Below are 17283 nucleotides of genomic sequence, written 5' to 3' on the forward strand. Positions count from 1 at the left end.
CGTGCTGACCGTTCAGGCCGCAAACCCGCCGTCGATCAGCAAGCTCGCCCCCGTCACCATGCCCGACTCCGGGCCGGCCAGATACGCCACCATGCCCGCGATCTCGTCGGGGTGGGCATGGCGGTTCAGGGCCATCAGGCCGTGCATGTCGCCCGCCATGGGGCCGTCAGCGGGGTTCATGTCGGTGTTCACGGGGCCGGGCTGCACGTTGTTCACCGTGATGCCACGCGGGCCCAGGTCGCGCGCCAGGCCCTTGGTCAGGCCCACGATGGCGGCCTTGCTCATGCCGTACACGCTGAATCCGGCCCATGGCACGCGGTCGGAGTTGGTGCTGCCGATGGTGATCACGCGGCCATAGGCACCGCCCTGGCCCATGTGGCGCACGGCGGCCTGGGTGGCTACGAACACGGCGCGCACGTTGACGTTGAGCGTGTGGTCAAAGTCGGCCAGCGCAAAGCTGCTGAGCTCACCCGCGATGGCGACGCCCGCGTTGTTGACGAGGATGTCCAGGCGGCCCAGCTCGCGCGCGGCGCGGTCCACCGCCTGCGTGAGGGCGACGGCATCGGCGCTGTCGGCCTGCAGGGCCAGGGCCTTGCCGCCGCTCGCAGCAATGTCCGCCACCAGCGTCTGCGCAGGCGCTGCGGAGCTGCTGTAGGTGAAGACCACGGCCGCCCCGTCGCGCGCCAGACGCCGCACGATGGCCGCGCCAATGCCGCGCGCGCCGCCGGTGACGAGCGCGACCTTGCCCGCCAGCGGGCGACCAGGCGATGAAGGGGCGGAGACCAGGGATGTTTCAGACACAGAAGACATGGTGTTGTTTCTCCAACGAGATGTATGCAGAAAATGGTTCGCAACCGAACCAGGAAGACCTGCAGTGTCAGAAAAACACTCATGCTCCGGTAGCCATGAATGGGCTGTATATCTTTCAACCCTTGGTTGAAAATACACCGCATGCAGCCCCTCAGCCACCTTGAATCCTTCGTACAGTCCGCCCAGGCGGGCAGCTTTTCGGCCGCCGCACGGCTCATGGGCCTGACGCCCGCCGCCGTGAGCAAGAACGTGGCGAGGCTGGAGGCCAGCCTGGGCGTGCGGCTGTTCCAGCGCAGCACGCGCAGCCTCACGCTGACCGAGGGCGGGCAGCGCCTCCTGGCGCAAGTGAGCCCGCCACTCACCGCACTGGCCGATGCGGTGGACCACGCGGCCGAGGCCGAGCAGCAGCCAGCGGGCACGCTCAAGGTCAGCATGGGCCAGGCCTTTGGCCGCGCGTACCTGGTGCCGTTGCTCACCGAGTTCCTGCAGCGCTACCCGGCCATCCAGCCCGACTGGCGCTTTGAGAACCGGCAGGTGGACTTGATCGGCGAGGGCTTTGACGCCGGCATTGGCGGCGGCCTGAACCTGAACCCCGACATGGTGGCGCGCACGCTGGGCCCCATCCACCTGGTGGTTGTGGCCGCGCCTGCGCTGCTGCAGGGCCGCAAGCGGGCACCGCGCCACCCGGCGGACCTGGCGCAATGGGATGGCATTGCCCGGCGCAACATCCGCACCGGGCGCATCAACCTCACCACGCTGCGCAACAAGGCGGGCGATGCGGCTCCCGTGGAGCTGCGCCCGCGCATCGTGTTCGACGACCCCGAAGCCATGTGCCAGGCCGCGCTGATGGGCCTGGGCCTGGCCGTGCTGCCCATGCCGTTTGCGCAGCCCTGGCTGGCGCGGGGCGACCTGGTGCGGGTGCTACCCGGCTGGTGGGCCGATGCAGGGCCGACCTCGCTGTACTACCCCAGCAAGAAGCTGCTGCCCGCACGCACCCGGGTGTTTGTGGACTTTGTGGTGGAGCAGTTCAGCACGCGCGGGTTTGCGCAGCGGGTGCGCGGGGACTGACGGGCAGAGCTTGGGGCCCGAGCCACGGCAGCGCGGTGGCAATAATGGGCCTTTGCAACCGCTCTGGACCACATCCATGCCCCAACACATCGGCATCGTGGGCTGCTCCGCCGAAGGGGCCGCCCTGTGCTACCGCACCCTGTGCGCCGAAGGCGCTGCGCTGCTGGGCCGCCCGCATGCCCACCCCGAGGTGACGCTGCACACACCGTCGCTGGCCGACTATGTGGACTGCCTGGACCGGAATGACCTGCAAGGCGTGGCCGACCTGATGCTGGCCTCCGCCCACAAACTGGCACGAGCAGGCGCCGATTTTCTGATCTGCCCCGACAACACCATCCACCAGGCGATGGACCGCGTGCTGCCCCACTCGCCGCTGCCCTGGCTGCACATTGCCGAGGTGGTGGCGGCCGAGGCGGCAGCGCGCGGCCACCGGCGCCTGGCCCTGACCGGCACACGCTGGCTGGTGGACAGCAGCGTGTACCCCGATGCGCTGCAGGCCCAGGGCCTGCAATGGGAGCGCCCCACCGAGGCCGAGCGCAGCGAGATCAACCGCATCATCATGGACGAGCTCGTGCCCGGCGTCATTCGCCCCGAGGGCGTGGCCATGTTCCAGCAGATCATCGCCCGCATGCAGCGCGAGGACGGCTGCGATGCCGTGGTGCTGGGCTGCACCGAGATCCCGCTGATCCTGAGCGACGCCAACTCCCCGCTGCCCACGCTGGACTCCACCCGCCTGCTGGCGCGTGCCGCGCTGCGGCGGGCCGTGCAAGCGGACTGAACGCAACTACTTGAGCCGCTGCGCCACCACGGCGTCCAGCGAGGCCATGAAGGTCTCCACGGCCCGCGTGTAGGCGCTCTCCAGGCCCAGCTGCGCGTTGATCTCGCCGTGGGTCAGCTCCTGCGGCAGCACCTCGGCACGGCCGCCCAGGTCGCGCACGCGGCGGGCCATGCCCTGGGCCTGCAGGCAGGGGTGGTCGGGGCGCTCGGTGGAACAGACCAACTGGAACGGCGGCACCGGCCCCGACAGTGCGTGGTACGGCGACACTGCGGCCCAGAACAACGGGTTGGCACCCATCACCTCGTCATAGAACGGGTAGTGCGGCGCGGTCATCACCACCGGCACATTGAGCGCCGCGCTGTCCAGCGACACCGTGCCCAGCCAGGGCCAGGCCCCCTCGCGCTGGGCCAGGGTGGGCGACGCATTGATGAGCGACACCAGGTGCGCGCCCGCTGAATGCCCCATCAGGATGAACCGCGATGCATCGGCGCCCCAGCTGGCGGCGCGGCTTTGGGCGGCGGCCAGTGCGATGGCCACGTCCTGCGCCTCCTGCAGCACGTTCACGGCGGGGTACAGGCGGTAGTTCACCGAGATGAACACAAAGCCCTTGGGCACCCAGCGCGCCACCTTCTCCTGCACCACGCGGGACATGGCCTTGTCGCCCGTGCGCCAGGCGCCGCCATGCACCATGAAGATCACCGGCGCGCGCGTACCGCTGGCCACCGCAGCACTGCTGGCGGCGCCGCCAGCAGCGGGCAGGTAGACATCCATGCGCTGCAGCGGGTCCGCACCATAGGGCACATCGACCACGCGCTGCACACCGACGGGCAAGGCCGCAGCGGTGTCGCGCACCTGCGCGAAAGGCCCCAGCCCCCGCAGCTGGGCGTGGGCGGGTGGGGTCAACACGGCGGCCAGCGCGCACAGCGCTGCGCCGAGGCCTGTGCGCAGTGAGGCGAACTCGAAGAGTGGGGTGGAAGGACGGGACATGCGGGATCTCCTGGCTCAATGAAGTAGAGATGAAAAATCAGGGCCGCGCAGGGCAGGCCATGGGGGCGCCGCTGGCGTCAAAGCAGCTGGCGCTGCGGGTGCGGCCGGTGTCTGTGGTGGTAGAGCCTGTTGACGGACTCCTAGGGGATCGCGTTGGAGCGCAATCGGGATGAGTGGATGCTTCGGATGCGCCGCATGGGCTCATGCCCATGCAAGCAGCCGGGGCGTCCAATCGCCCGATTTCGCTCCAACCCTTCGGGCAGTGGTCTTTGCGGGCGGTCTGCGGCGTTGCGGCACTTGTGGATAGCCGGGCTATCCACTGCGCACCGCGCCTTGCATCCCATCCCGCAAAAACCACTGCGCGACCCCTGGGAGTCCGTCAATAGGCTCTAAAGCTGCTGGTCTGCACGCTGTTGCCGGTGGCTGCGCTGGTGGCCGTGGTGGTGCGGCCCTGGGTCACGCTGCCGTCAGCGCTGCGCGTGGCGGCGCCCGTGCTCTGCAGCGTGCCCCGGTCGCCCCGGGCGGCCAAGGTGCTGCTGTGGCTGGCCGTGCCATCGGCATTCCTTGCGCTCTGGCCCTGGCGCACCGCCATGGCGCCGTTGGGGCCCACCACGGCAGCGCCACTGCGCACACTGCCGTGGCCCTGGCCGTCGGTGGACACGCTGCGGCCGCGCAGCACGCCCCCACCGCCCGGCGCTGCGCGGACCACGCCGGTGCGGGCGGTGGTGCTGCCGTCGGCGTTGTGCTCCACCGTGTGGCGGCTGCGTGCGTTGGCATCGTTCGCTGCCAGATGCAACAGTGCCGCCACGGCCAAGGCGGCCAGCAGCATGGCGCGGTAAGTGGCAACGGGGGCGGTCGGTGTCGGGACGGAAGGGAACATGGCGGTCGGCTCCTTGCAACAGAACAGGGGGTGCGGAGCAGCGGGGTGCTGCGCTGGCCTGAACTATGGCCGCCAGGTATGAGCCAGTTGTGGCGCCCGATGCACGATGTATGACAAAGCATGACAAACCACCGGCACGTGTCACGCGTTGTCATGCACCGGAGCACCTGCCCGCGCTGGCACCCGGTGTTTTCGGCCCTACCATTGGCACGCAGCCTTGGCTGCATCCACCCACTGCCATCCACCTCCACCGCCCCATGACGGAAGCCCTGGCCAAGATCCTGGTCGCCGATGACGAACCCGACCTGCGTGCGCTGCTGCAGCGCTACCTGAGCGACCAGGGCTACAGCGTACGCACGGTGGAGGGCGCCGGGCCGCTGGATGTGCTGCTGCAGCGCGAACGCTTTGATGTGCTGGTGCTCGACGTGATGATGCCGGGCGAGGATGGCCTGTCGATCTGCCGCCGCCTGCGCGCGCAGGGCGAGACCATCCCCATCCTGATGCTCACGGCCAGGGGCGACCCCGTGGACCGCATCGTGGGCCTGGAGATGGGCGCCGACGACTACCTGCCCAAACCCTTCAACCCGCGCGAGCTGCTGGCCCGCATCCAGGCCATGGTGCGCCGCCAGCGCCTGCTGGGTGCACACACCGGGCCGCGCCAGACGGGCGGCCGCATCGCGTTTGGCGCATTCACACTGTGGCTGGACGAGCGCCGGCTGGAGCGCAACGGTGCCGAGGACGGCCAAGGTGCGCAAGACGTGCCCCTGACCACGGGCGAATTCGCGCTGCTGCAGGCGCTGGCACAGCAACCGCACCGGCCCCTGGGCCGCGACCGGCTCATCGCACTGGCCTATGGCCCCGACCACACGGCCACCGACCGCAGCATCGATGTGCAGGTGATGCGCCTGCGCAAACTCATCGAGGCCGACCCTGCCCAGCCGCGCCACATCCGCACCGTGTGGGGCGTGGGCTATGTGTTTGTGCCGGATGGCGCAGCGCCGGGCGGCGGAGGCAAGCCATGACGCCCTCCGCCACACCCCAAGCCACCGGGGGCTGGTGGCCGCGCAGTCTGCTGGGCCGCAACCTGCTGCTGATGGCGGTGCTCATCGTGCTGGGCCAGCTGGTGGCGGCCGTGCTGGTGCGGCAGATGATCTTTCAGCCCCGCGTGGCACAGGTGGCCGATGGCGTGGCGCGCAATGTGGGCGCGCTGCGCGCAGGGCTGCAGGCGCTGCCCCCGGCACAGCGGGCCGCATTTGTCGAGGCCTTCAACCAGCAGGCCGTGCGGTCGGCCCCGCCCGTGGCGGCGGAAAGCGCTGCGCGGCGCGCACTGCTGTCGCCCATGGAGCGGCAGTTTGTGCAGGCGGTGTCGCGCCGCCTGGGGGCGGACGATGCGGCAACGAACACTTCGCAACCCGTATGGCGCCGAGACAGCACGGGCGTGCTGGCCCTGCGTGTGGTGCACCAGGGGCCGGAGGGGGCGGAGACCTATTGGCTGAACCTGCCCAGCGTGTTCCCCACGCGCGAGTTCACCGGCGCCTGGCTGGCCGCCACGCTGGCCAGCATGCTGCTGGCGCTGCTGGGGGCCTGGTGGCTGCAGCGGCACATCAACCGCCCGCTGGCGCAGGTGGTGGCTGCGGCCCGGCAGCTGGCGCAGGGCCAGCCCCCAGCACCGCTGCCCGAAGACGGACCCGAAGAAATCGCCACCGTGGGCCGCAGCTTCAACCACATGGCGCACAGCCTGGCGGCTGCCGAGCAGGAGCGCGCGCTGATGCTGGCCGGGGTGTCGCACGACCTGCGCACCCCGCTGACCAAGCTGCGCCTGGGCGTGGAGATTGCCGGTGCACAGGTGGATGCGCCCCTGGCCGCGAGCATGGCCCGCAGCATCGACGAGATGGACGGCATCGTGGGCCAGTTCCTGCAGTTTGCGCGGGTCGGTTCCAACGCAGGCGAGGCCGAGGCGCCCACCCCCGCATCGCTCAACGACCTGGCCCAGGCCGTGGCCGAGGCGCAGGCCGACCATGGGCGCACCGTGCGGCTGGCGCTGGGCACGCTGCCCGACCTGCCGGTGCGCCCCCAGGCCCTGCGCCGCGCGCTGGACAACCTGGTGGAAAACGCCTGGCGCCACGGCACGCCGCCGGTGCTGCTGCGCACGGGGGCGGATGCCGACGGCGTGTGGCTGGAGGTGCAGGACCAGGGCCCCGGCATCCCCCCGGCAGAGCTGGACCGCATCCGCCAGCCCTTTGCGCGCGGCGATGGCGCGGCACGCTCGGGCGCGCCGGGCGCGGGTCTGGGCCTGGCCATCGTGGAACGCGTGGTGCGCAGCCACGGCGGGCGGCTGGAGCTGTTCAGCGCGCCGGGCACGGGGCTGCGCGCACGGCTGGTGTTGCCACGGGGCGGGCAGGCCTGAGAGGTTGATGCCACCGGACGCGCCCTGCGCACGCCCTGGGCATGCTGCGCACTGAAAATTCAGCCAAAAGTGCCGCAAGTGCTAGTGCGATATGCGGCGACAGCTCTCAAATCAATAGCAACTCAGCAAGCCCGGCATGCCCTCAGGCCACCGGCATCTTCAGCTTGCGGTACAGCGTCTGGCGGCTGATGCCCAGCTGGCGCGCCGCCTGCGACATGTTGCCGCGCGCGGCCTGCAGCGCCTGGTCGATGGCGGCCTGCGACAGCTGCTGCAGGCTCAGGCTGGCAGGCAGGCCGTCCGCACCGGCGCCCGCTGCGGCATCGCTGCGCGGGCTGACGGGCACCGCCGTGAGCGCCTGCACCAGGTCGTCGGGCATGTGCTCCCAGCCCAGGGTATCTTCGCCCTCGGCCAGCATGGCGCAGGCCGTGCGCAGCACGTTGGCCAGCTGGCGCAAGTTGCCGGGCCAGGGGTAGGCGGCCAGGCGGGCCAGCAGGTCGGGCGCCACCTGCACCTCAAAACCCAGGCCCTGCTCCGTGGCTAGGTTGGCCAGCAGGCGCTGCAGCAGCGCCACAAAGTCGCTGCGCTCGCGCAGTGCGGGCAGCTGCACGGTGAGGCCGTTGATGCGGTAGTACAGATCTTGCCGAAAGCGCCCCTGTTCCGCCGCCTGCATGAGCTGGTTGTGCGTGGCGCAGACCAGTGCAAAGTCCACCGGCACGGCCTTGCTGGCGCCCACGGGCGTCACGCTGCGCTCTTGCAGCACACGCAGCAGGCGGGTCTGCAGGGCCAGCGGCATGTCGCCGATTTCGTCGAGAAACAGCGTGCCGCCATGGGCCTCCCGCAGGCGGCCCAGGTGGCCCTCCTTGCGCGCGCCGGTGAAGGCACCGGCCACATGGCCGAAGAGTTCGGATTCGATCAGGTGCTCGGGGATGGCTGCGCAGTTGATGGCCACAAACGGCGCATCGCGGCGCGGGCCGCTGGCGTGCAGCGCGCGCGCAAACACCTCCTTGCCCACGCCCGACTCGCCCTGCACCAGCACTGCAATCGGTTTGCCCACAACGCGGCGGGCCTTGTCGGCGGCGGCGCGCCAGCGCGCGTCGCCGGTGTCCAGCTGGGCCAGGGCGTCTTGCTGGGGCGCAGCAGTCGCCGCAGCGGTGGGCCGTGTGGGGGTGGGGACCCAGGCGGCGTCCATCTGCACCTGGGCAAACAGCAAGGCGCCTTGCAGTGTGCGCAAAGCCTGCGGCTGTTGGGGGCGGCGCTTGTGGTGCGAGAGCAGGTCATCCAGCCGCACGTCCAGCACCCGCTCCAGCAAGGTGGCGCCCACGTCCCCCGCATGCAGGCCCAGCTGCGCCAGGGCCACGCGGTTGGCACCCACGATCCAGCCGTCGGCCGACACGGCCACGATGCCCTCGGCCACGCTGCCAATGCCCTCGGGCGCGCTGTGCAGATGCAGCCGGATGTTGCGTTTGCAGGCGGCCGCCAGCAGGCGGTTTTCGATCATGCGGGCGGCCGTGCTCACAAGGCCCAGCGTGTGGGCGTGGCCGTGGCGGTAGTCGCCCGAAATGTCGAGGATGCCCAGCAACTCGCCCGTGGCCGATAGGATGGGCGAAGCCGCGCAGGTGAGAAAGTTGTTGCGCTCCAGAAAATGCTCGCCGCCGTGCACCTCCACCGCGCAGGCCTCGGCCAGCGCCGTGCCGATGGCATTGGTGCCCCGGTGGGCCTCGTGCCAGGAGGCACCGCTGGTCAGCGCCACGCGCTCGGCCTTGTCCACAAAGTACGGATCGCCCAGCGTGTGCATGAGCATGCCGCGCCGGTCGGCCAGCACCACCACGCTCTGGCTGTGGCGCACTTGCTCGAACAGGTATTCCATCACCGGCCGCGAATGCGCGAGCAGCTCGGGGTTGCTGGCCAGCACCTGGCGCAGCGTGCCGCTGCTGGGGTGGTCGATGGCCTGCGGCCGCCCGGTGGGCAGCAGGCCGGCCGCCATGCTGCGCGACCAGGAGCGCGCCAGGCGCTCGTCCACCAGGCCACTGGGGCACTGGCCAGAGTCCAGCAGGTGCTGGCGGGCCTGTCGCAGGGCGACGGGGGAAGTGTTGGGGCGCACGCTTTGTCTCCGTGCGGGCTCAGGGCGGCCCGCTTGTGGTGTGTGGGCCAGTATGGCGGGCTCGACGGCGTGGGGCAAGGGTGTGGGCGCAAGCGGTGTGCCAACTGTTCCATTTCGTGACAGGTGTCGCGGCCCGGCACACCGCGATGCGGGCGGCTGCAACAGTTGTCCGCCCTGGGCGGGCGAAAAAATCCAATGAAATCAACACTTCATGCGCCGTGGCCTGCTGGCATGTGTTTTGAGTAAGGGGTTGGCATCGGACAGGCTCCACCGAGTCCGCCCGATGCACACAACCATCGCAGGAGACAACACCATGACCGTTTACGCAGCCCCCGGCGCCGCTGGCGCCAAGATCACCTACAAGCCCCGTTACGACAACTTCATCGGCGGCAAATTCGTGCCGCCCGTCAAGGGCCAGTACTTTGATGTCATCACGCCCGTGAGCGGCAAGGTCTACACCCAGGCTGCGCGTTCCACGGCCGAAGACATCGAGCTGGCCCTGGACGCCGCCCACGCTGCGGCCGACGCCTGGGGCAAGACCGATGCCGCCACGCGCGCCAACATTCTGCTCAAGATCGCCAACCGCATCGAAGAAAACCTGGAGCGCCTGGCCTACGCCGAGACCGTGGACAACGGCAAAGCCATCCGCGAAACGCTGAACGCCGACATCCCGCTCACCGTGGACCACTTCCGCTACTTTGCGGGCTGCGTGCGTGCGCAAGAAGGTGCCTTGAGCAACATCGACGAGAACACGGTGGCGTACCACATCCAGGAACCGCTGGGCGTGGTGGGACAGATCATCCCGTGGAACTTCCCCATCCTGATGGCGGCCTGGAAGCTGGCCCCTGCCCTGGGCGCAGGCAACTGTGTGGTGCTCAAGCCCGCAGAAAGCACCCCCATCTCCATCCTCATCCTGGTCGAGCTGATCGCCGACCTGCTGCCGCCCGGCGTGCTCAATATCGTCAACGGCTACGGCCGCGAGGCGGGCATGCCGCTGGCACAGAGCAAGCGCATCGCCAAGATCGCGTTCACCGGTTCCACCAGCACCGGCCGCGTGATTGCGCAGGCCGCTGCCAACAACCTGATCCCCGCCACGCTGGAGCTGGGCGGCAAGAGCCCCAACATCTTCTTTGCCGACGTGATGGACAAGGACGATGCATTCTTGGACAAGGCGATTGAAGGCCTGGTGCTGTTTGCGTTCAACCAGGGCGAGGTCTGCACCTGCCCGAGCCGCGCGCTGATCCAGGAAAGCATCTACGACCAATTCATGGAGCGTGTGCTCAAGCGCGTGGCCGCCATCAAGCACCAGAACCCGCTGGACACCGACAGCATGATGGGCGCGCAGGCCAGCAAAGAGCAGCTCACCAAGATCCTGAGTTACCTGGACCTGGGCAAGCAGGAAGGCGCCGAAGTGCTGGCCGGTGGCGGCCAAGCCCACCTGGGCGGCGACCTGGAAGGCGGCTACTACGTGCAGCCCACGCTGTTCAAGGGCCACAACAAGATGCGCATCTTCCAGGAAGAGATCTTCGGCCCCGTGCTGGCCGTGACCACCTTCAAGGACGAGGCCGAAGCCCTGGCCATTGCCAACGACACGCTGTATGGCCTGGGCGCCGGTGTGTGGAGCCGCAACGGCAATGTGGCCTACCGCATGGGCCGCGCCATCAAGGCCGGGCGGGTGTGGACCAACTGCTACCACGCGTACCCGGCGCATGCGGCGTTTGGCGGCTACAAGGAATCGGGCATTGGGCGTGAGACGCACAAAATGATGTTGGACCACTATCAACAGACCAAGAACCTGCTCGTCAGCTACAGCGAGAACAAGCTCGGCTTCTTCTGATCTGGGGTGGCGGTCCAAAAACCGCCCCTGGCGTCGTTGCTCCGTCTGGCCGTGGCGCTGCCACTGTCTGCGACGGAGACGCCTAGCCAGGGGCGGCTTGTGAACCGCTGGATACGTTTCTACTGACGCGGCTCGTTGTTCCAACTGGCCGCGTTTTTGCATCGCACGCTGGAGACAACCATGGTCGAAAAAGTCATCGCCACCCCTGCCGCGCTGGAGTTGGTGGCCTTTCTGCAAGCAAAGCATGGCCCTGCGCTCATGTTTCACCAGAGTGGCGGCTGCTGCGACAACAGCGCGGCCAACTGCTATCTGCCGGGTGAGATCACGATGGGTGCGGGAGACGTGTACCTGGGCGACATAGGAGGATGCCCCTTCTACATCGGGCGCGCGCAGTACGAGACCTGGAAGCACACGCAGCTCATCATCGATGTGATCGAAGGCACGGGCGGCACGTTTTCGCTGGAGGGGCCGGAGGGCAAGGCCTTTCACACGCGCTCGCGGGTGTTCACCGACGCGGAACTGGCCGAACTGGGCATTGCGCGCGGGCCTGCGGCGTGAACCCCCGGGGGCTGTACGGCCCTCCATGACGCCCCTTCATGCCCGCTCCAGCACAATTCGGGTCATTCAGACCGGTAGCGCTGGTGCAATATGCCGCTACAGCTATTGAATTCGTAGCACGCCTGCGGCCGTGCGGCCGCCGCCATCGTCGCCCAGGCGGAACACCGACACCACGTGCACCAGGTCTTCGGCCTGGTTCTTGAGGCTGCTGGCGGCGGCGGCCATCTCTTCGACCAGTGCAGCGTTCTGCTGGGTCACCTGGTCCATCTGCGTCACGGCCTCGCCCACCTGGGCCACGCCCAGGGACTGTTCGTGGCTGGCGGCGCTGATCTCGCCCACGATGTCGGTCACGCGGCGGATGGCGCCCACCACCTCGCTCATCGTGGCGCCGGCGCGGTCCACCAGGGCGCTGCCCTGGGCCACGCGCTCCACGCTGGCACTGATGAGCGTCTTGATCTCGCGCGCGGCCTCGGCACTGCGCCCGGCCAGGCTGCGCACCTCGCTCGCCACCACCGCAAAGCCCCGGCCTTGCTCGCCCGCGCGGGCTGCCTCCACCGCGGCGTTCAGCGCGAGGATGTTGGTCTGGAACGCGATGGAGTCGATCACGCCGATGATGTCGGAGATCTTCTGCGACGAGGCATTGATGCCGTGCATGGTGTCCACCACCTGCGCCACCACTTCACCGCCCTGCACGGCCACGGTGCTGGCATTGGCGGCCAGTTGGCTGGCCTGCTGGGCACTGTCGGCGTTCTGGCGCACGGTGGCGTTGAGCTGCTCCATGGACGCGGCGGTTTCTTCCAGCGCGCTGGCCTGGCTTTCGGTGCGGGCCGACAGGTCGGTGTTGCCCTGGGCAATCTGCACGCTGGCGGTGGCCACGCTTTCTGACCCGCTGCGCACGTTGCGCACCACCTGCGTGAGTTGTGTGCGCATCTGCTGCAACGCCTCCAGCAACTGACCCACCTCGTTGGTGCCATGGGCAATGGGGGCGCCGCTCAGGTCCCCCTGTGCCACGGCGCGCGACAGCGCCACGGCCTGCGACAGCGGCCCGGTCATGGAGCGCACGAACACCAGCGCCATTGCACTGGTGGCCGACAGCGTGATGACCAGGGCCAGCGCCACCCACAGCAGGTTGCGCTGCAGCCCTGCCACGCGCGCCTGCAGCGCCTGGTCGAGGCTGGCCATCGACAGGTTGTTGAGTGCGTTCAGCGCCTCGATGGTGCGGGTGAACGCGTCGAAGTAATCCTTGGACGGCAGCTGCAGCTCCGTGGCGTTGAGGATGTTGCGCTCCACCATCTGTAGCGACTGCTGGATCTGCCCTTGCACAGCCTGCGCGCTGCTGCCCAGCGCGCGCTGCAGCTCGGCATTGCCCTGCAAGGCGCGGTCCAGCCCGCGGAAGGTGTCGCCCTGCAGCTCGGCCACGCGCTGCTGCAGCACCAGCAGCTGGCCCTTGCCCTGGGGCGTCAACTCGCGCTTGCCCAAGGCGCTGGCGCCCTGGGCGCGCAGCATGCCCAGCTTTTCGCCCAGCATGGGGGCCTGCGCCAGCGAGGCCTGCACCAGCGCGTGGGTGTCGGCCTCGGGGTCGATCTGCAGGCCATAGGCATGCACCAGCGACTCATTGAGCTGCAGCAGCGTTGCGATGAGCTGGGTGTGCTGCGCGGTGCTTTGCGCCTGTTCGATGCTGCGCGCGGCCACGGCCTGCTCCAGGGTGCGCCAGGTCTGCTGCGCCTGGGTCCAGGCCGCCATCTGCGCGGCGGGCACCTTGGCGGCGGCAAAGCGGGCGCTCACGTCGTCCAGGGCGGTGTTGACCGCATCGCGCGCGGCGGGGCGGCGCGCGGCCAGCGCCTCGTCACCGCCCAGCATGCCCACCGACAGGCCCCGGTGCACCTGCATGCGCTGCACCAGCAGCGTGAGCGCCTGGGCGGGGGCTACGCCCTGCGCCTCCAGGCGCGCATGGTCGATGGCGTGGAGGGAGTCGCGCACCACCAGGTAGGTGGGCAAGGCGCTCATCAAGAGCCCGATGGTCCCCAGGATGAGGAATTTTTCGAGCAGGTTCAACCGGTGAAGCAATGACATGGCAATAGACGCAGGCCACACGGCGTGCGCTTTAGAGTAGGCCCCAGGGGCGGGTGTCGGCACCGCCGACTGGAGGGCGGCCCCTGTGAACCTGAGGACGATCGCATGGGGAAATCGTCCACCGGCACCGAGGGCCAAACGGAATGGTTCTCAATGTAGGGACGCGTTTGCAGTAGGGTTTTGACTCAGGTCAAGTGACGCAGCGCTTCGCCCACGCGGCCGCATCGCGAGCGCTGGGCTGCGTTCGGAGGCGGGTGGCGGCAGCGGCAGCTGGGGCGCTGGAGAATAATGAACGCCTCCCCATCCTTTGGAGCCCCGGCATGCACTCAACCACCCTGCGCTTCCTGGCGTCCCAGACCACGCTGCCCCAGGCAGGCCGCATCCCCGGCGGCACGGTGCTGCGCTGGGTGGACGAAGCCGGGTTTGCCTGCGCCAGCGCCTGGGCCAAGGGCGCCTGCGTCACCGAGTTTGTGGGCGGCGCCCACTTTGTGCGCGCCATCCGCCCAGGGGACCTGGTGGAGGTGCACGCGCGCCTGGCCTACACCACCGACACCAGTATGTGCCTGGCCGTGGAAGTGCGCAGCGGCGCCGTGCACGGCGCACCGCTGGAGGACGTGGTGCACTGCGTGGCCGTGTACACCGCCGTGGATGCCAGCGACCAGCCGCGCACGGTGGACAAATGGAGCCCCGAGACCCCCGGCGACATTGCGCTGGCCCAGCGCGTGAAGGCGCACATCGACGCAGCGCGCGCGGCGCAATGAGCGGCGCTGCACAGGCCGCATCCGCCACCAGCCCGCTGCGTGCGCGCGACCTGCTCGCAGCGCTGGTAGTGGTGATCCTCTGGGGCGTGAACTTTGTGGCGATGAAGTGGGGGCTGCGCAGCTTCAGCCCGTTCCAGCTGGGCGCCGCGCGCTACCTGTGTGCAGCGCTGCCGCTGGTGCTGCTGGTGCGCCCGCCGCGCATGCACTGGCGCTGGGTGCTGCTGTTCGGACTGTTCCAGGGCGTGGGGCAGTTCGGCTTTTTGTTCATGGGGCTCAAGGTGGGCATGACGGCCGGGCTGGCCAGCGTGCTGCTGCAGACCCAGGTGTTCTTCACGGCGCTGCTGGGCTTTGCGCTGTTGCGCGAGCGGCCGGGGCTGCCGTTGCGCGTGGGCATGGGGCTGGCCGCGCTGGGGCTGGTGTGTTTTGCGATGAACTATGTGGGCCCGGGCTCCGGCGTGGGGGTGGCGGCGGCCACCACGCTGGCGGGCCTGCTGCTCACGCTGTGTGGCGCGGCCATGTGGGCGTCGTCCAACATCGTGGCGCGGCTGGCACAGCAGCACAGCCCGGGGTTTGACCCGTTGGCCTTTGTGATCTGGAGCAGCCTGGTGCCGGTGCTGCCGTTCATGGCGCTGTCCGCCCTGTTCGACCCTGACGCCGCGCGCTGGCTGCAGTGGCAGACGCTGGCCAGCGTGCCGCTGCTGTCATGGGCCGCCGTGGCCTACCTGGGCTGGGCCGCCACCATCGTGGGCTACGCGCTGTGGACCAACCTGCTGCAGCGCTACCCCGCCAACCGCGTGGCGCCGTTCAGCCTGGCGGTGCCAGTGGTGGGCCTCACCGCAGGCTGGCTGCTGCTGGACGAGGGCGTGGCGCCCTGGCAGTGGGCGGGCATTGCGCTGGTGGTGGCGGCGCTGGCCTGTGTGGTGCTGGGGCCCCGACTACAAGCCAAAATGGCCGGTAGCGCTAGTTGAATATGCTGCAACAGCTATCAATTGGATAGCATTCAGCCACCGCACCGGCTACAGCAACCTGCGCCGCGCAAAGCGCACCACGGTCACCCCGGCACGTGCCTGGCGCACCGAGGGCATGACCAGCACGCAGTCGTCGTACGGCGTCACCACCGGCACGCCGTCGTTGTCGCCAATCACCGTCCCCGCCTTCTCGAACACTTCAAGGCCCGTGTACGGCGCTACGAAGCGGAAGGCGCTGCTGGTGGCGACCACGGGGCCGGTCACTTCCAGTGCCCACTGGCGCGGTGCGTCGGGCAGGCGCCAGCCGGGCAGCTGCTGCGCCAGCGCGTCGGCGCTCAGGGCGCCGGACTGTTCGATGAAGCGCACGCACTGGTCCTGCGCCACGGCGCGGCTGGCCGGGTCGCCATGGAAGCCACATTCGATGAGCAACGAGCGGGTGCCGTTGTCGTCCAGGTCGCCAAACCGGCCGTAGTCGCGCATGCGCACGCCGTCCTTGTGGCCGGAGTCCACCACGATGTGCTCGGGCGAGCGCATGGCACGCGCCAGCGCCAGGTTGCGCGGCTGGATGCCGGTGAGCAGCAGCGGCGCCGAGGGCTCGTGCATGGAATGGATGTCGAGCAGCCAGTCGGCCTGTGCCACCCACGGGCGCAGCGCGGCGGCGCGGCGGCGCTCGTTGGTGTCGGCCGCGTCGATGCGCTCGTCCAGCCACTGGCGGTTGAGGTCTTCGTCGGTGAAGCGCGAGGCGTCGTGGTTGCCGGGGTCAAACCGGTCGAAGGCGTCGAGGTTGCAGAACGCAAGCGTGAGCGTGCCCTGCTGCGGGCGCACACCGGCGTCGAGCAGGCCTTTGAGCGCCCAGGCGCCGCACAGCTCGTTGCCATGCACCAGGGCGCTGATCATCACGTGGCGGCCGGGCCGGCCCGAGTCGAAGTGCCACACGCCTTCGGTGCCGGTGTTGCCGGCGCGCCAAGCGCCGATGTCGGGGGCGGGCAGCGCAAACACCAGGGGCTGCAGGGATGTGGGGGGGAAAGTGCTGGTGCTCATTCTTCGATCTTGGCGAATTCAACAATCTTTTTGTATTTGGCCACTTCCGTGACCAGGAACTGGTCGATGTTCACGGTGGGCGAGGCCACGGTGGACCCGCTGGCTTCCATCTTCTTGCGGAAGTCCGGCGATTGCAGGCTGTCGGCCAGTGCCTTCTTGAGCTTGTCGGTCACCGGCTTGGGCAGGTTGGCCGGTGCCATGAGCGCAAACCACACGCTGATGTCCACGTTCTTGTACTGCGGCGACTCGGCCAGCGCGGGGATGTCGGGTGTGGTGGCAGAGCGCTTGGCCTCGGTGGTGCCCAATGCAATCACCTTGCCGCTCTTGATGTGCGGCAGGCCGCTGGAGAGCACGAACACGCCGTACTCCAGGTTGTTGCCCATGAGGTCGCTAGTGAGCGGCGCCACGCCCCGGTAGGGGATGTGCGTCATGAACAGCTTGCCCTGCTCCTTCACGGCCTCGCCCGCCAGGTGCAGCGCCGTGCCCACGCCCGAGCTGCCGTAGCTGAACTTGCCGGGGTTCTTGGACACCTTCTGCGTGAACTCCGCCATGTTCTTGACGCCCGCGCCGGTGGAGGCCACCAGCACCAGCGGCTGGGAAGCAATGAGGCCGATGGCCGTGAAGTCCTTGATGTCGTACTTGACCTTCTTGGTCACGAGCTTGTTGATGGCGATCTCGTTGTTGGCGCCCACCAGCAGGGTGTAGCCGTCAGGTGCGGCGTTGGCCACCTTCTGCGCACTGATCGCGCCACCGGCACCGCCCAGGTTCTCGATCACGACTGGCACGCCAAGCTTGTTGCCCAGCTCGGTGGCCACCGTGCGTGCGGTCAGGTCGGTGCTGCCGCCGGGCGGATAGCCCACCACGATGGTGATGGGCTTGCTGGGGTAGGCGTCTTGCGCGATGGCAGGGGCAGCGAGAACGGCCAGGCCGCACAGCAGTGCAGCACGGCGCAAGGGACGGACGGTGGTCATGGTGAAACTCCTTGGCAAAGGCGTGGGGCTGAATGGGGCGGGT

At 69.0% G+C, this 17283-nt stretch carries 15 protein-coding genes; 8 read left to right on the forward strand and 7 right to left on the reverse strand.

What is annotated here, in order from left to right; all coding sequences use genetic code 11:
* Positions 1–12: 12 nt before the first annotated feature.
* Positions 13–810, reverse strand: coding sequence for an SDR family oxidoreductase (locus C8C95_RS08425; protein ID WP_116748273.1), 798 nt, complete (start codon positions 808–810; stop codon positions 13–15).
* A gap of 141 nt (positions 811–951) precedes the next feature.
* On the opposite strand from C8C95_RS08425, the gene C8C95_RS08430 reads away from it, so the two are divergent.
* The gene (locus C8C95_RS08430; RefSeq protein WP_116748274.1) at positions 952–1878 is read left to right on the forward strand and encodes a LysR family transcriptional regulator; all 927 of its coding nucleotides are present in this window, start codon (positions 952–954) and stop codon (positions 1876–1878) included.
* A gap of 76 nt (positions 1879–1954) precedes the next feature.
* Positions 1955–2656 carry an amino acid racemase gene (locus C8C95_RS08435; RefSeq protein WP_116748275.1) on the forward strand — a complete coding sequence of 234 codons (702 nt, stop codon included), beginning with the start codon at positions 1955–1957 and terminating at the stop codon, positions 2654–2656.
* Between the two features lie 6 nt (positions 2657–2662).
* On the opposite strand, the gene C8C95_RS08440 is transcribed toward C8C95_RS08435, so the two are convergent.
* Together C8C95_RS08440 and C8C95_RS08450 are read right to left on the reverse strand one after the other, a co-directional pair.
* A complete protein-coding gene (locus C8C95_RS08440; RefSeq protein ID WP_116748276.1) occupies positions 2663–3643 on the reverse strand; it encodes an alpha/beta hydrolase in 981 nt (326 codons plus the stop codon).
* Between the two features lie 379 nt (positions 3644–4022).
* Positions 4023–4523, reverse strand: a complete 501-nt coding sequence (locus C8C95_RS08450; RefSeq protein ID WP_207780586.1) for a hypothetical protein — start codon at positions 4521–4523, stop codon at positions 4023–4025.
* Between the two features lie 257 nt (positions 4524–4780).
* Between C8C95_RS08450 and ompR the strand changes: the two genes are divergently transcribed.
* Together ompR and C8C95_RS08460 are read left to right on the forward strand one after the other, a co-directional pair.
* Positions 4781–5545: a two-component system response regulator OmpR gene (gene ompR / locus C8C95_RS08455; RefSeq protein WP_116750195.1), complete on the forward strand. Its 765-nt coding sequence runs from the start codon at positions 4781–4783 to the stop codon at positions 5543–5545.
* Positions 5542–6930 carry an ATP-binding protein gene (locus tag C8C95_RS08460; RefSeq protein ID WP_116748277.1) on the forward strand — a complete coding sequence of 463 codons (1389 nt, stop codon included), beginning with the start codon at positions 5542–5544 and terminating at the stop codon, positions 6928–6930. Before ompR ends, C8C95_RS08460 begins: the two co-directional genes overlap by 4 nt.
* A 142-nt stretch (positions 6931–7072) precedes the next feature.
* Here the strand turns inward: C8C95_RS08460 and C8C95_RS08465 are convergent, their stop codons facing one another.
* On the reverse strand, positions 7073–9031 hold the full coding sequence (locus C8C95_RS08465) for a sigma-54-dependent Fis family transcriptional regulator (RefSeq protein ID WP_116748278.1): 1959 nt from the start codon (positions 9029–9031) through the stop codon (positions 7073–7075).
* A gap of 313 nt (positions 9032–9344) precedes the next feature.
* Between C8C95_RS08465 and C8C95_RS08470 the strand changes: the two genes are divergently transcribed.
* Positions 9345–10868, forward strand: coding sequence for an aldehyde dehydrogenase family protein (locus C8C95_RS08470; protein ID WP_099731812.1), 1524 nt, complete (start codon positions 9345–9347; stop codon positions 10866–10868).
* A 180-nt stretch (positions 10869–11048) separates the two neighbouring features.
* Entirely contained in the window at positions 11049–11426 is a 378-nt protein-coding gene (locus C8C95_RS08475) for a DUF779 domain-containing protein (protein WP_056067904.1), read from the forward strand.
* Positions 11427–11528: 102 nt separating this feature from the next.
* On the opposite strand, the gene C8C95_RS08480 is transcribed toward C8C95_RS08475, so the two are convergent.
* Positions 11529–13499 (reverse strand): methyl-accepting chemotaxis protein, encoded by a 1971-nt coding sequence (locus C8C95_RS08480; RefSeq protein ID WP_116748279.1) that lies wholly within the window; start codon positions 13497–13499, stop codon positions 11529–11531.
* A gap of 320 nt (positions 13500–13819) precedes the next feature.
* Here C8C95_RS08480 and C8C95_RS08485 point away from each other — a divergent pair, with 320 nt between their 5' ends.
* Positions 13820–14260: a hotdog domain-containing protein gene (locus C8C95_RS08485; protein WP_116748280.1), complete on the forward strand. Its 441-nt coding sequence runs from the start codon at positions 13820–13822 to the stop codon at positions 14258–14260.
* The gene (locus C8C95_RS08490; RefSeq protein ID WP_116748281.1) at positions 14257–15228 is read left to right on the forward strand and encodes an EamA family transporter; all 972 of its coding nucleotides are present in this window, start codon (positions 14257–14259) and stop codon (positions 15226–15228) included. Before C8C95_RS08485 ends, C8C95_RS08490 begins: the two co-directional genes overlap by 4 nt.
* A 48-nt stretch (positions 15229–15276) precedes the next feature.
* On the opposite strand, the gene C8C95_RS08495 is transcribed toward C8C95_RS08490, so the two are convergent.
* Together C8C95_RS08495 and C8C95_RS08500 are read right to left on the reverse strand one after the other, a co-directional pair.
* On the reverse strand, positions 15277–16269 hold the full coding sequence (locus C8C95_RS08495) for a succinylglutamate desuccinylase/aspartoacylase family protein (RefSeq protein WP_116748282.1): 993 nt from the start codon (positions 16267–16269) through the stop codon (positions 15277–15279).
* Positions 16266–17240, reverse strand: a complete 975-nt coding sequence (locus C8C95_RS08500) for a tripartite tricarboxylate transporter substrate binding protein (RefSeq protein WP_116748283.1) — start codon at positions 17238–17240, stop codon at positions 16266–16268. The genes C8C95_RS08495 and C8C95_RS08500 overlap by 4 nt, the downstream gene beginning before the upstream one ends.
* Positions 17241–17283 lie beyond the last annotated feature (43 nt).

Origin of the sequence: Acidovorax sp. 99, assembly GCF_003096455.1 — a bacterium.
GTDB classification, from domain to species: Bacteria; Pseudomonadota; Gammaproteobacteria; order Burkholderiales; family Burkholderiaceae_C; genus Acidovorax; species Acidovorax delafieldii.

What these genes read in the sequence shown, in the direction of transcription:
- C8C95_RS08425 (WP_116748273.1), bottom strand. Translation starts at nt 810, where the DNA reads ATGTCTTCTGTGTCTGAAACATCCCTGGTCTCCGCCCCTTCATCGCCT.
- C8C95_RS08430 (WP_116748274.1), top strand. Translation starts at nt 952, where the DNA reads ATGCAGCCCCTCAGCCACCTTGAATCCTTCGTACAGTCCGCCCAGGCG.
- C8C95_RS08435 (WP_116748275.1), top strand. Translation starts at nt 1,955, where the DNA reads ATGCCCCAACACATCGGCATCGTGGGCTGCTCCGCCGAAGGGGCCGCC.
- C8C95_RS08440 (WP_116748276.1), bottom strand. Translation starts at nt 3,643, where the DNA reads ATGTCCCGTCCTTCCACCCCACTCTTCGAGTTCGCCTCACTGCGCACA.
- C8C95_RS08450 (WP_207780586.1), bottom strand. Translation starts at nt 4,523, where the DNA reads ATGTTCCCTTCCGTCCCGACACCGACCGCCCCCGTTGCCACTTACCGC.
- ompR (WP_116750195.1), top strand. Translation starts at nt 4,781, where the DNA reads ATGACGGAAGCCCTGGCCAAGATCCTGGTCGCCGATGACGAACCCGAC.
- C8C95_RS08460 (WP_116748277.1), top strand. Translation starts at nt 5,542, where the DNA reads ATGACGCCCTCCGCCACACCCCAAGCCACCGGGGGCTGGTGGCCGCGC.
- C8C95_RS08470 (WP_099731812.1), top strand. Translation starts at nt 9,345, where the DNA reads ATGACCGTTTACGCAGCCCCCGGCGCCGCTGGCGCCAAGATCACCTAC.
- C8C95_RS08475 (WP_056067904.1), top strand. Translation starts at nt 11,049, where the DNA reads ATGGTCGAAAAAGTCATCGCCACCCCTGCCGCGCTGGAGTTGGTGGCC.
- C8C95_RS08480 (WP_116748279.1), bottom strand. Translation starts at nt 13,499, where the DNA reads ATGTCATTGCTTCACCGGTTGAACCTGCTCGAAAAATTCCTCATCCTG.
- C8C95_RS08485 (WP_116748280.1), top strand. Translation starts at nt 13,820, where the DNA reads ATGCACTCAACCACCCTGCGCTTCCTGGCGTCCCAGACCACGCTGCCC.
- C8C95_RS08490 (WP_116748281.1), top strand. Translation starts at nt 14,257, where the DNA reads ATGAGCGGCGCTGCACAGGCCGCATCCGCCACCAGCCCGCTGCGTGCG.
- C8C95_RS08495 (WP_116748282.1), bottom strand. Translation starts at nt 16,269, where the DNA reads ATGAGCACCAGCACTTTCCCCCCCACATCCCTGCAGCCCCTGGTGTTT.
- C8C95_RS08500 (WP_116748283.1), bottom strand. Translation starts at nt 17,240, where the DNA reads ATGACCACCGTCCGTCCCTTGCGCCGTGCTGCACTGCTGTGCGGCCTG.